Source organism: Nocardia sp. NPDC005366, from assembly GCF_040606855.1.
In the GTDB taxonomy this organism is placed as follows: domain Bacteria; phylum Actinomycetota; class Actinomycetes; order Mycobacteriales; family Mycobacteriaceae; genus Nocardia.
Genome location: NZ_JBEXFQ010000019.1, coordinates 15,072 through 28,443 on the forward strand (window position 1 = coordinate 15,072; position 13,372 = coordinate 28,443).

The 13,372-nt window shown below is 67.3% G+C and carries 11 protein-coding genes; 7 read left to right on the forward strand and 4 right to left on the reverse strand.

Translation table 11 applies throughout. The annotated features are described in order from the left end of the window. Positions 1-160 precede the first annotated feature (160 nt). The 4 genes from ABZS43_RS21720 to ABZS43_RS21735 all read left to right on the forward strand — a co-directional run bounded on the left by ABZS43_RS21720 (position 161) and on the right by ABZS43_RS21735 (position 3,992). Complete coding sequence (locus tag ABZS43_RS21720; protein ID WP_355037739.1) at positions 161-1,951, forward strand: ABC transporter substrate-binding protein/permease; 1,791 nt, start codon at positions 161-163, stop codon at positions 1,949-1,951. A gap of 4 nt (positions 1,952-1,955) precedes the next feature. After that, positions 1,956-2,696: an amino acid ABC transporter ATP-binding protein gene (locus ABZS43_RS21725; RefSeq protein WP_355037740.1), complete on the forward strand. Its 741-nt coding sequence runs from the start codon at positions 1,956-1,958 to the stop codon at positions 2,694-2,696. Between the two features lie 103 nt (positions 2,697-2,799). Beyond that, on the forward strand, positions 2,800-3,096 hold the full coding sequence (locus ABZS43_RS21730) for a hypothetical protein (protein ID WP_355037741.1): 297 nt from the start codon (positions 2,800-2,802) through the stop codon (positions 3,094-3,096). A 56-nt stretch (positions 3,097-3,152) separates the two neighbouring features. Beyond that, on the forward strand, positions 3,153-3,992 hold the full coding sequence (locus tag ABZS43_RS21735) for an alpha/beta hydrolase (protein ID WP_355037742.1): 840 nt from the start codon (positions 3,153-3,155) through the stop codon (positions 3,990-3,992). Between the two features lie 10 nt (positions 3,993-4,002). Here the strand turns inward: ABZS43_RS21735 and ABZS43_RS21740 are convergent, their stop codons facing one another. From ABZS43_RS21740 to ABZS43_RS21755, 4 genes are read right to left on the reverse strand one after another with little or no spacing between them, the layout of a single operon-like run. Next, the gene (locus ABZS43_RS21740; protein ID WP_355037869.1) at positions 4,003-5,250 is read right to left on the reverse strand and encodes a CHAT domain-containing protein; all 1,248 of its coding nucleotides are present in this window, start codon (positions 5,248-5,250) and stop codon (positions 4,003-4,005) included. Between the two features lie 29 nt (positions 5,251-5,279). Continuing rightward, complete coding sequence (locus ABZS43_RS21745) at positions 5,280-6,920, reverse strand: tetratricopeptide repeat protein (RefSeq protein WP_355037743.1); 1,641 nt, start codon at positions 6,918-6,920, stop codon at positions 5,280-5,282. Then, positions 6,920-7,993, reverse strand: a complete 1,074-nt coding sequence (locus ABZS43_RS21750; protein ID WP_355037744.1) for a hypothetical protein — start codon at positions 7,991-7,993, stop codon at positions 6,920-6,922. The genes ABZS43_RS21745 and ABZS43_RS21750 overlap by 1 nt, the downstream gene beginning before the upstream one ends. Beyond that, complete coding sequence (locus ABZS43_RS21755) at positions 7,993-9,447, reverse strand: hypothetical protein (RefSeq protein ID WP_355037870.1); 1,455 nt, start codon at positions 9,445-9,447, stop codon at positions 7,993-7,995. Before ABZS43_RS21755 ends, ABZS43_RS21750 begins: the two co-directional genes overlap by 1 nt. A 152-nt stretch (positions 9,448-9,599) precedes the next feature. Between ABZS43_RS21755 and ABZS43_RS21760 the strand changes: the two genes are divergently transcribed. The 3 genes from ABZS43_RS21760 (at position 9,600) to ABZS43_RS21770 (ending at position 13,312) form a co-directional block, all read left to right on the forward strand. Beyond that, complete coding sequence (locus ABZS43_RS21760; protein WP_355037745.1) at positions 9,600-10,142, forward strand: lipoprotein LpqH; 543 nt, start codon at positions 9,600-9,602, stop codon at positions 10,140-10,142. Between the two features lie 94 nt (positions 10,143-10,236). Beyond that, positions 10,237-11,031 carry a hypothetical protein gene (locus tag ABZS43_RS21765; protein WP_355037746.1) on the forward strand — a complete coding sequence of 265 codons (795 nt, stop codon included), beginning with the start codon at positions 10,237-10,239 and terminating at the stop codon, positions 11,029-11,031. Between the two features lie 208 nt (positions 11,032-11,239). Next, entirely contained in the window at positions 11,240-13,312 is a 2,073-nt protein-coding gene (locus tag ABZS43_RS21770; RefSeq protein ID WP_355037747.1) for a PhoX family phosphatase, read from the forward strand. The last annotated feature ends 60 nt before the right edge of the window (positions 13,313-13,372 follow it).

Below are 13,372 nucleotides of genomic sequence, written 5' to 3' on the forward strand. Positions count from 1 at the left end.
GCCGGCCGACTCCGCCTTCGCGGCCGGTGCACCCGGTGAACCGTGAGATATGCCGGACGGATTTCGATCACCGTGATCGAAATCGAATCACCAGGACCGGGGCGTCGCCGCACCGGGTTGCTGAAGGGTTGCAGACCCCCTGGGGCTAGGGTTTTTCAGCATGGCTGGTCTGCCCGCTGTGCGGTCTTCCGCGTTGATCGCCGTGTTCTTGCTCGCCGTCGGCCTGCTGGCGACCGGCTGTGGCTCCGGTGACGATTCGGCGGCGGGACGGGATCTGTGTTCGCCGCCGGGAATCAGCGCGGCCTCCGCCGCGCCGACGAATCTGGCGTCCTCGGCGACCGCGGGCCCGGATCGTTTCACCACTCCGAATGTGGTGCCGCTGAATTCCGTCGACACCGCCCGACTCGGCCTCATCACCCCGGGGACGCTGAGTGTCGGCACCTTGTCCGACGCCCCGCCGAGTATCTGCGTGAACGCGCAGGGGGCGTTCACCGGATTCGACAATCAGCTACTCGAGGCGGTGGCGGCGAAAATCGGTCTGAAGGTGCAGTTCTCGGGCACCGAATTCGCCGGTTTGCTCGCGCAGGTGGCGGGCAAACGTTTCGATGTCGGTTCCTCCAACATCACCACTACCGAGGCGCGGCGTCAGCTGGTCGGATTCACCAACGGTTACGACTTCGGGTATTTCGCGCTGGTCATTCCCGCGGGCAGTCCGATCAAGGGTTTCGCGGATCTGACTTCCGGCAGCAGGATCGCCGTGGTGCAGGGCACCGTGCAGGACGACTATGTCGTGCACACCCTCGGTCTCGATCCGGTGAAATTCCCGGATTACAACACCGCGTACGCGAATCTGAAATCCGGCCAGGTCGACGCCTGGGTCGCACCGTCGGCGCAGGCGGAGGGTGCGATCAAACCCGGTGACGGCACCTCCGTCGCGCAGAACGCCTTCAGCCTGGACAATTTCGCCGCGTGGGCGGTCGGTAAAGGAAATCAGCCGCTCATCGATGCGCTCAACAGCGGACTCGACGCGGTGATCGCCGACGGCACCTACGCGCGTCTCTACACCGAATGGGTGCCGCGTCAGCTCCCGCCGGGCTGGAAGCCGGGTTCCAAAGCGGCCCCGGTGCCGCAGCTGCCGGATTTCGCGGCCATCGCCGCCGAGCGGCAATCCGACGACACCCCGGTGAACGCGCCGAAGTCCACGGTGCGGCAGTTGCGCGAAACGTTCTTCGACTGGTCGTTGTACCGCAAGGCCTTTCCGGATCTGTTGCAGACCGGACTGCCCAATACCCTGATTCTGGCGGTGGTTTCGGGCGTGCTCGGTACCGTGCTCGGCATGCTTCTGGCGGTGGCCGGTATATCCAGAACCCGCTGGTTGCGCTGGCCTGCTCGGGTATACACCGATATCTTCCGCGGCCTTCCCGCCGTGGTGATCATTCTGCTCATCGGCCTCGGTGTCGGGCCGGTGGTCAAGAATCTGACCGGCAACAATCCGTATTGGCTCGGCGCGGTGGCCCTCGCCCTGCTGGCCTCGGCCTATATCGGCGAGATCTTCCGTTCCGGAATCCAGTCCGTGGAGCCGGGACAGCTGGAAGCGGCCCGCGCGATCGGATTCGGCTATACGCAGGCCATGACACTGGTGGTGATTCCACAGGGCGTGCGGCGGGTGCTGCCCGCGCTGATGAATCAGTTCATCGCGCTCATCAAGGATTCCTCGCTGATCTACTTCCTCGGTCTGCTCGCCACCCAGCGTGAATTGTTCGCGGTCGGCCGAGATCTCAACGCGCAGACCGGAAATCTGTCGCCCCTGGTGGCAGCGGGTCTGGTGTATCTGCTACTCACCATTCCGCTGACGCATCTGGTGAATCACATCGATCGGCGGATGCGCACCGGGAGGCCGGATCGGCCCATCGACGCGCTCGAGCAGGCCACGATCACGGAAGGACGCTGACTTCATGAGCGAGACGAGTACCGGCGCCTCCCTGACCGGAACCGGCCTGCATCTCACTCTCGGGAACAATCACGTGCTGCGCGGTATCGACATCCACGTCGACGCGGGCAGGACCGCGACGGTGATCGGCCCGTCGGGTTCGGGCAAGTCGACCTTGCTGCGGGTGCTGAACCGGCTGCACGAGCCCGATCGCGGCGATGTGCTGCTGGACGGGTCCTCGGTGCTCACCGAGGACCCGGATCGATTGCGCCAGCGCATCGGCATGGTGTTCCAGCAATTCAACCTGTTCCCGCATATGACGGTCGTACAGAATGTGGCGCTCGGGCCGCGCAAGTTGCGCGGGTTGTCCAAGGAGGCCGCGCGGGCGTCGGCGGTCGAGCAGTTGGAGATCGTGGGGCTGGCGGACAAGGTGAACGCGCGGCCGGCGAATCTGTCCGGCGGTCAGCAGCAGCGGGTGGCGATCGCGCGTGCGCTGGCCATGCGCCCGGAGATCATGTTCTTCGACGAGGCGACCTCCGCGCTCGACCCGGAATTGGTCAAAGGGGTACTCGCGCTCATGGCCGACCTCGCCTCCGGCGGTATGTCCATGATCGTCGTGACCCACGAGATGGGCTTCGCGCGCAGCGTCTCCGACAGCGTGGTGTTCATGGACGCCGGACAGGTGGTGGAGACGGGCTCGCCGGAGGCGTTGTTCGAGGACGCGCAGACCGATCGACTGCGGAGATTCCTGTCCCAGGTGCTCTGATCCGATACCGGGCATATGGGTAGCTACCTGCACTGATGCATGCCTGCTAATGTGTTTGTGTGCACAGATTCACCTGTCCATCGGTATGGAGGAAGGCATTCTGATGACCACAGCACATGTCGAGCACACCGAGCATTCGCACGTTCACGGCGCCGACTGCGGACATGTCGCGGTACCGCACGGCGATCACGTCGACTACGTTCACGACGGACATCTGCACCGCGCTCACGACGGCCACTTCGACGAGTGCGAGGCCGTCGGCCACACCGAACACGCGACCCATGAGCACGTACACGGCGAAGGCTGCGGCCACGTGGCCGTGCCCCACGGCGACCATGTCGACTACATCCACGACGGGCACCGGCACGCGCCGCACGACGGCCACTACGACGAGCACTGAGCGTTTTACCCCTCGGGGCCGCGAGCACGTCGGTGGGCGGGGCTAGAGTCGGCGGCGTGATCGAGGCACTCGAGATTCCCACCGCGGCAGGCACCTTCGACGCGCTGGCCTGCGGGAGTTCCGGTGGCAGGGAAGTGATGCTGCTGCACGGGTTTCCGGAATCGGCGATCCAGTGGGAATTCCAGCTCGGCGCGCTCGGCAACGGCGGCTGCCGGGTCGTCGCCCCCGATCAGCGCGGCTATTCGCCCGGTGTGCGGCCCGAGCGAGTCGAGGCGTACCGGCTCGAAGAATTCGTCGGCGATGTCGCCGCGATCGCCGACGAACTCGGCTGGCAGTGTTTCGACCTCGTCGGTCACGACCTCGGCGGCTACGTCGCCTGGGCCGCGGCGGCTGCCTTCCCTGCGCGCGTCCGCACCCTCACCGCGATCTCGACGCCGCATCCGGCCGCGTTCCTGCGCGCCATCACCGAGGACGAGGACCAGGCCCAACGGTCCCAATACTTCGAGATGCTGCGTAGGCCGCGCGTGGCCGAACGCATTCTGCTCGCCGACAACGCCGCCGCGCTCCGCAAGATCTTCGACTGGAAGATTCCCGAGGAACGTGTCGAGGACTATGTGCACCGGTTCACCCAACCCGCGGCCCTCACCGCGGCACTGAACTGGTATCGCGCCATGCATCTCGCGGGCCCGACCCCGCCCGTCGACGTCGCGACCCTCTACGTGTGGAGTACCGAGGACACCGCCTTCGGCTCCACCGCCGCCCTGGCCACCGCCGACCATGTCACCGGGCCCTACCGCTTCGAAATGCTCGAGGACATCTCCCACTGGATCCCCGAGCAAGCCCCCGAAGCCCTCACCATGCTGCTCATGGAACATCTTCTGGCGCACCGGGGCTGAGCGGCAAGATCTATCCCATGCGGCTGGATTCCGTGCTGACGGTGGCGAAGGCGGCCCAGAGGATGGGGGAGTATTCGATGTCGCCCGTGTCGCGCCAGTGCGCCAGCCGGGTGCGTTGCCAGTCGGCGAGGGCGGTGACCGGGTCGGTGAGTTCGTGGGCGGCGTCGATGGCGCAGATGGTGTCCTGAAGCGGACGGGAATCGGGGGCCGCGCCCGCGATGCGCTGGAAGGCCAGGTCGGTGGGGAGCGGCCAGCGGCTGGCGGTGACCAGTTCGGCGCCGCCGGTGAGCATGGCGGCGGTGAGGCCGAGCGCCTCGGAGAATCGCAGATCGCCGCCGCTTTCACACGCGATGAGCGCGATCCGGCTCGGCATCGGCCAGAGTTCGCTGCCCGCCAGGGGTTTCGGGCTGAGCGTATGGGTGCCGAGCAGGAGATCCTTGGCCGACAGTGGACGGTGGGTACGGTCGGGTTCGGCGAATCCGACGGATTCGGCGGTGCAGGCCAGGTGGAGTTCGGCGTTCTCGCTGCGTCCGGACTCGGGGTCGGCGGCGGTGACGTGGCCGACGTAGATCAATCGGGCTGCCCCTCGGCGCAGGGTTTCACTCAGCCAATCGCGGTCCACGTCGGTGCGGCGGAAGATCTCGGTGGCTTGCGTGACCGCCGGGGTGAGCCGTCCTCGCGCGGCGTATTCCGCCATACGTGCGGTCAGCGGGGTGGGTTCGCTCATCCGGCCGAGTACCGAACCCAGTGCGGAGTCGGCGCGGAAGCCGGGGATGCGGGGGTCGAGGATGGCGACGACCGGCAGGTCACGGTCGTGCTCCCATGATCGGGCGCTGCGCCCCGGTGCGTGCACGATGCTCGCGGGCGCGAGCAGGCTGATATCGGCGAGATCGATCAGGCGCGATGTGGGTGCGGGCGCGATGATCTCCCACGGCACCTGGGCCACCCGGGGCGAGGGCTGCAAGCGGATACGCGGGCGCACTCCGTTGTGACGCAGCGCCGCCAGCGGTTCGGCGAGTCCGGAGGGCAGAAGAGCGCGGGAAAGACACTGGGCCAGTGCGTACTCGGTGCCGGGATCGGCGAATGCGCCTCGGGTGAGCGCGTATTCGAGGCCATCGGGCGTACTCGGGGTCGGCAGGGCCTCGGCGAGCAGGCGAACAGCGTCGTCGACCGGCTTTCCCGGCAGCATGCTCGCACCCTGCGGTGCGATATCGCCGACCCACCGCCACGACATGTACAGATCACCGGCATCGGCCATGCGCACCAGGACCGTCGGCTGTTCGACGTTCACGCCGAAATCACCCGGTCGTCGCGTACGCTGCGCCCGTACCGCTGTTCGGCCGCCGCGATATAGGCGGCGAGCGCGATATGACCGTCGGGTCCGACCGCCAGGCGTGGTGGCGGCGCAACCGGAAGTCCCGCGCTGGCGGCGACTTCGGCCAGCGCCGATCCGAGCTGAAGGGCGGTGGCCCCGGCGCGGGAATCGGCGGTGCGCGACGCGGCGCCCGCCATCAGCGTCGGCCCGTCGGATAGGTCCGCGGCGGCTTCGTCGGGGGATCGTTGCGGATCGTTGTGGTCGGCTCGGCCGGGGTCCGCGGGGTTGCCGTCGGAAATCGGCGGCTCGAGCAACTCGAAGGGATGTCGCTCCGGCGCGGCGATATTCCATGCGGCGATATTCAGTGTTGTTCCAGCGCAGCGAGTTTCGATCAGATCCGTGAGCATCGGCCCGTTGCCGGACAGGTACGCGAATCGAAAGGCCATGCGCATGGCCGGATCCGCGATCCGGCGATTCCACTGTTCACGCTGGTTGCCGTTGCCGAAGGTGTGGCGGACGGCATCGATGGCCACGGCCGAGGTCACCGCCAGATCCGTCGCGGCGGACAAGATTTCGGCATCCGGCGGATTCGTGGTGTCGAGTACGGTCTCGAGCAGTGCCGCGTGCCAGAAATCGATCTGCGCGCAGTGTAGCCCGAGGCCCCGTGCGGCGTAGGCGTGGAATGCCGCGGCGATCAGTTGTTCGCCCTCGTGAATCCGTCCGGTGCGGAAAGCGATGGTCGCCAATCGGACCTGCACATCGGCGGCGTCGAGCACCGCGCCCGAGGCGTGGAAATACTCGTATCCCCTGCGGTAGCAGTCGTCAGCGCGATCCAGCTCGTCGCGGCCTTCGGCGAGAAATCCCATGGCTTTGAGTCCGACCCCGGCGCGATAGCCGAGTCCGGCGCGTTCGAAATATTCCTGTCCGGCCAGCAGCAGCGGCTCGGCCTCGTCGAGACGGTCCAGTCGCAGCAGCATGGTGGCGGTGTTCTGCTGGGTTTCGGCGACGCCGTTGCGGTCCTGCGCGGATTCGAAGGCGGCCATCGCCTGCGTGGCGAAATCGATCGCGAGTTCGCGATGACCGGTCTCGAAGTACGCGCCCGCCAAATTCATCAAGGGATGTCCGGCCAGATGTGGTGCGAAACGCACTGCCGCGTCCAGTGATTCGGTGGCCAGTTCGATGGTGTGATGCCATTGCCCGCGGTGGAACGCCACGGCGCACAGCGACAGCAGACAGGCGACGCGCAGCGTGCCGAATTCGTCGTTGTCGGTCAGCAGCGTGCGCGCCTGCTCCAGCGCGGATTGCGCGTCGTCCAATTCGCCGACGTGTTGGAGCGCCTGCGAATAGTTGACCAGTGCCGAGGCGCGCTTCTCGATCGCGTCCGCCGGAATCTCCGACAGCGCTTCGTGATACCAGCCGATCGCGGTTCGGTGGTCGCCGAGTTCGTCGGCCATACTCGCGGCATTGATCAGGGCGCTCACCCGTAGTCCGCCCGTCGTGGTGCGCGCGGCCCGCTCGAAGATCCGCAGAGCCTCGGCGACCTCGCCGCGTTGGTAGGCGGCGGCGCCTTCCAACAGGACCTCGCGGCCGTCGTCGGGCGTCTGCTGGCCCATCAGAAATCCGAATCTGTCGCGGCGGCGGCGATCTCGGCAAGCAGTGGTGCGTCGAAGGCGGTGTCGTCGGCATCCGCCGCGCGGGCGAGCCTGGCGATCGCCAGATCGCGTATCCGCGCGCGGATCTCCGGATCCTCGGGCGCGGTGAGCGCGGGCAGGCCGAACCCCGGCACGGAGATACCCACCTCGGTCACCGGACCCGCTGCCACCGAACTCCGTCCGACCCAGGTGTCGCCGACCAGCGACAGATCGATCTCGGTCGATGTCGTGCCCGATACGCCGCTCGAGTCCGCCGCGCCCACCGGGAACGCGGCCGAAGGGCCGTCGCCCGCCGCGCCGACAATCGCCCGAGGCCGCAGATGTGGCGGTATGCCGGAGGCGAGATCCGGTGCGGCGACCGCGCGCACCAGCACCGTCGTCGTCCCCGAATCCCGTGTCACCTCCCAGGACACGGCACGTTCCGAGGCGTCGACGAGTCCAGGAGGGCAGCCACGCCAATCCCAGCCGCCCACACCGCGGGCCAGCGTCAGAGCGCCGCCGTCAGCGTCACCACCGGCGGCGAGCGCGTAATCATCCTGGCGCCCGCTGACCTCAACGGCCCGCGCCGCGATGACGGGCATCGCGGCATCGGCCCCGTCGACGATCGGATCGCATGCTTCGGTCAAATCCGCGATCTCCTCCTCGAGCAGTCGGCGGTCCAACGCCGCGATTCCGTCGATGGTCGAGGCGGGCCACCACCGGGCCGCCCAGTGCGCATAGGCCAGCCGCCACGCCTTCGCGAGCAGATCGGGAAGGGCAGGGCGCGCGGGTAATTCGAGGGTGCGACGGTCGGCGACGGCAAGGGCGACGGATTCGCCGTAGACGGCCCAGAGCCATTCCTGCGCGTGGTCCGGATGGTCGATGACCGCCGCCGGGATGGGTTCCGCGTCCAGCAGACTCCAGCTCAGATGCCCGCCGCCGACTTCGAGCGCGAGGACATCGAGGTTCGGCGCGCCGTCGAGCACCGTCGGCGCGCCCGCCGGGGCGATGACGAATAGTCCGTCGGCGACCGGCCGGATGCTCACCTCGGTCATCAGCTCGCCCTCGATTCGGTCGAATCCGGGTCGGCGGCCAGCGCGAGGGCGCTGAGCGCGTTCTTCACCCTGGTCCGGTGATCGAGGATGACCGATCGGGCGACGCCGTCGAGCAGATCCCACAGTTCGTCCGGTTCGAAGACACCCGCCTCGCGCACGTCGCGGCCGTGCAGGCGAACCCACAGTCGGCGCAGGTACGGCCGCCACGGCGTGCGGAGTTCGGCTGCGATCGTGGCGAGGGGATTGTCCGGCGCGATCGCCGAGGCGGTGTCGAGGATGAGCCGCCGCGCCTGTAGGACATATGCCTCGCGCTGCCAGCGGCTGTTGATCGCACGCTGCGCGGAGGTCTCCGCACCGGAACCGAATCCGTTCGCGCCGGACGGTTCCGGTGGCACGGTGACCTCGAGCGGGGCGGAGGCCACGGCCATCCGCCGCGGACCGAGCGGCTGCCGCGCGTCGACCGGCGCGAGTCCCTCGGCCAATGCCACACCGGCGGCGGCGGTGACCCGAAGCGATTCGTCCAGCAGCGCCCACGGCGCGCAGCTGCGGGCGATCTCGGTCGTGACCAATTCGGGAATGGGCGGGAGTTCGGCCCGTTCACTCGAAGCCTGGAGCACGGTGAATACGCGCTCGTAGACGGTCCGGTCGAAGGGCAGGGCGAGCCGCGAGGTCGATGCCGACGCGCCGAGCGCGGGCTGTCGCGGCACAGGGTGTTCGGTCAGGCCGAGTTGCTGTGCGTTCGGCGCGGTTTCGCGTCGCCACAGGGCCATGCCGGAATGGGTGCCCGCGTGCGCGGCGACGAGGCGGTCCAGTAATTCCTGTCCGTCGCCACCGTCGCCACCGTCGCCACCGTCGCCACCGTCGCCACCGTCGCCACCGTCGCCTTCCCATCGGGCGTCCGACGCGGCGTCGAGTAATGCGGTCAGCTCGGCGGCATGGGTCGCGCGCGGCGGGGTCGCCGCCGGTCGCCGTCGCCACGCGAGTTCGATGAGTCCAGCGAGGTCACGGGCCGTCGACTCGTCGGTGACGTGCTGTTTCAACGCCTGCGTCGTACGTCCCGCCGCGAATTCGTGAATATCGCGCAGCGTCTCCTCGGCGGATGCGCGGTCCCGCGACGGGTCGGGCATCCCCTCCGTCGTCGCGAGTTCGAAACAGCGCTGGAAGTACAGATCCTGGGGATGACCCTCGGTGATCCGCAGTGTCCGCCGCACCTGTTTGAGCAGTGTGAACCAGGCGGCCGTCGCTCGCAGCACGTCGGCGCTCGCGTGAATTCTGGTGGCGAGCAACGTCGCACCGTCCTCGGTGAGGATCGGCCCCGCGCAGCTCGGGTTCTGCACCGGCCGGATGACGAGCGGATCGAGCACGAGCTTCACGGTGCGGCGCAGCGGCCCTCCGGAGGGTCCGCTGAGCGGTTCGACGCCATCGAGCCTGCGCCACACCTCATCGAGCACCATGGCGCGCGGTCGTCGCATTCGACCAGGTTAACGGAGTCTCGCCGAATGCGGACCGCCGAAACCTGGGATCGGTAGGGCGCGCGGTCTCCATACCTTTTTCTCAACGGCCCCACCGGGGCGCCGGACACACCGAGAAGAGAAGGACAACCGAAATGAACACCAAGATCCGCTTCGCCACCACCGCAGTCGCCGCCTCCGCCGCCGCGGTCGCCCTGTTCGTCACCGGATGCAGCGACGATTCCAGCAGCTCCGCCCCCAGCTCTACGGCCACGAACGCCACCTCGGCGGCCCCCGGCACGCCCGCGGGCGGCAAGTCCGCCGCCGCGGTCGATGGCAAGGCGCTCGACGCCAAGTTCGACACCACCTGCGCCAAGCAGGGCAGCACCCTGGCGCTGGCCCTGACCGATACCAACAGCTCGACCTACGGTCAGCTCAGCGTCAGCGCGAGCATCGAGGGCGACACGGTGCAGGCGGTCGGCATCGCGGGCAGCAAGGGCGGCTCCAACGGCCTGCCCTACGCGGTCGCCTACGGCAAGGGCCAGCCGGGCGGTTCGGCCAAGGTGGTCAAGGACGGCAACACCTACAAGGTGACCGGTGAGGGCGTCGGCGCCCCGGATCTGACCAACCCCCTCGCCGGCCCGACCAACTCGAAATTCGAGATCACCTTCGCCTGCACGACCATCGTCGGCGCCTGACCCCACCACGCCTCGAATTCCGCGCTCCCGCATGCAATCGCGGGGAGCGCGGATTCGAGTGCGATCCCCCGGACTCCCGCAGTAAAGGACCATCATGAAGACCAAGGCCCGCGCCATCGCTCTGCTCTTCGGCGCTCTCGCGATCGGCTACTACCTCTGGCACGGATTCACCTTCGACAGCGAGTACCCCTACGAAATCGGCTGGATCGGCTGGCAGATTGCCCTGCCGATCATCGCGCTCACCGTCGTCCCGGTGGTTTTCGCCTTCACCGGCGACGGCATCCTGCAGGCGTTCACCGGCCTGAACAGCTCCGAATTCCAAGGCGGCCTGATCGGCCTCGGGACCGTGAAATCGTTCCACCACACCGGTGTGACCCTGAACGACCAGCCGCAGGTGCGCATCGAGTTCAGCGTCGAGGGCGCGGACGGCAAGGTCTTCCACTCCGCGGCGCGGATGATCGTGCCGCTGACCGAACTCGCGCTGCTTCGGCCCGGGGTTGTGCTTCCGGTGCGGTACCTGCCAGGTCGCACCGACAAGGTCGAGGTCGATCTGTCCGGTAACGGAGCGCAGGCGCAGCGGGCGATGAACGCGTCCATGATCAGGAAGGGATTCACGACCGAGGCCACACTCGATATCGCCGAACGCGGTATCCGGGCGCAGGCGGTGGTGCAGTCGCTGTCGGTACCGGGCGAGATCCGCGACGGGCATTCCAAGATCGAACTCGGACTGATCGTCACCAGGCCCGACGGTTCCACCTTCGGCACCCGCGTGCAGAAGTTCCTGCCACCGACCGCTGTCGGCAATGTGCAGGTGGGCCGGATCGTGCAGGTGCACTACCTGCCCGAGAACGAGCGGGAGGTCGTGCTGTCGCTGCCGGTCAATGCCTGAATTCCAGCGCCCCGAATCCGACATCAACCATGACAGATCTCCGCCGGTCCCGGCGTTCGCGATACCGCGCGGACGTCGGGATTCTCGTGTCGGCACCGCAACAGCCAACCGACGGTTCGCTAATTGGTCAGTCGTTCACCTGCGCTTTTCCTCTGGCTAGTCTGAGACGTTTAGCGTGCGGCGCGTCGGACCAATCCAGGGAGTCATCGTGATCTCGAAACCCCTCGCCCTCTTCGTGAAGCATGGCGGCCAGTCCGCGCGTGCGTCCGTGACCTGTGAATACAAATGCGCCAACGCGTGCTTCCACGAGGCGCCCAATACCTCCGCGGGCGCGTACTTCGGCGATATCGTCAGCTCCCTGAACCGGCGCGGCCTCATCAAGGGCGGCGCCGCCGCGGTACTCGCGGTCGGCGCGGGCAGTGCGCTCGCCGCCTGCGGGGACGACGACGCCGCGGTGGGTTCGGTCACTCCGACCTATGCCCCCGCGGGATCCGTCGGCACCGGAACCGCGTTCACCGCGGTCGCGCCCAATAAGGAAGACGCGCTGGTGATCCCCGACGGATACCAGCAGTCCGTCGTGATCCGCTGGGGCGACCCGATTTTCGCCGACGCGCCCGCCTTCGACTTCGACAAGCAGACGGCCGCCGCGCAGAGCAAGCAGTTCGGCTACAACAACGACTTCGCGGCGCTGCTGCCGATCGATGGTCAGCCGAATTCCTATCTGCTCGTCGTCAACCACGAATACACCACCGGTCCGCAGATGTTCCGCGGCTACAACAAGGACGCGCCGACCGACGAGCAGATCGCGATCACCAAAGCCGCGCACGGACTCACCGTCGTCGAGGTGAAGGGCGAAACAGCCACCGGCACACTGACTCCCGTCTTCGGCAAATACAACCGCAGGATCACCGCCGACACCGAATTCACGCTGACCGGCCCCGCCGCCGGCAGTGTCTTCACCAAGACGACCGCCGATCCGAGCGGCACCAAGGTACTCGGCACCATCGCCAACTGCGCGGGCGGCGTGACCCCATGGGGCACCGTGCTTTCCGGCGAGGAGAATTTCCACGGCTACTTCGCCAACGGCGACAAGGTCAGCGATCCGCTCGGCAAGCCGCGCGCCAAGCGTTACGGATATCCGAAGGGCGCCACGGCGAACCAGTGGGAGCGCACCGACAAGCGTTTCGATCTGGCACAGGAACCCAACGAGGGCAACCGATTCGGCTACGTCATCGAGGTCGACCCGTGGGATCCCGCCTCGACACCGGTGAAACATTCGGCGATGGGACGGCTCAAGCACGAGGGCGCCACCATCTACGTGACCAAGGCGGGCGATGTCGTCTCCTACACCGGTGACGACGAGCGATTCGACTACATGTACAAATTCGTCTCCTCCCGCAAGATCCAGGCGGGCAGCGGACAGGCGAGCACGCGACACAATATGACCATTCTCGACGCGGGCACGCTGTTTGTCGCCAAGCTGACCGGCGATCATCCGGATAAGATCGACGGCTCGGGCACGGTGCCCTCCGACAAGGGTTTCACCGGTAAGGGACAGTGGATTCCGCTGTTGAGGACCGAAGCCGACGGCAAGGGCACCTCACTGGTCGACGGCATGTCCGCGGCGGAGGTCGCGGTCTTCACCCGGCTCGCGGCCGACAAGGTCGGCGCCACCAAAATGGACCGTCCCGAGGATTTCGAGGCCAACCCCTACACCGGCAAGGTGTACGTCGCCCTGACCAATAACGACAATCGCGGTAAGGACGGCTCGGTCGCGGGCCCCGACGAGGCCAATCCGCGCAAGCTCAACAAGAACGGTCAGGTTCTCGAAATCGACGACGACCACACCGGAACCGAATTCACCTGGTCGCTGCTGTTGGTATGCGGCGATCCGGCTGCCGCCGACACCTACTTCGCCGGCTTCGACAAAACCAAGGTCAGCCCGATCTCGTGCCCGGACAATCTGGCGTTCGACGCCTACGGCAATCTGTGGATCGCCACCGACGGCAATGCCCTCAAATCCAATGACGGCCTGTTCTCGGTGGTCCTCGACGGACCCAATCGCGGTGAGACCAAACAGTTCTTGACGGTACCGAGGGGTGCGGAGACCTGCGGTCCGATCGTCACCGAATCTCGCGTGCTCGTCTGCGTGCAGCATCCGGGCGAAGCCGACGACGCCACCCCGGAGAACCCGCTGTCGCACTGGCCCGACGGGGGGAACGCGCAGCCGCGTCCCTCGGTCGCGGTGGTGTGGAAGAACAACGGCCGCATCGGGGTGTAGCTGTCTGCTGGACCGCTACCCGAACGGTCGGGTAGCGGTCTCACCTTTCGCGGTGCGACG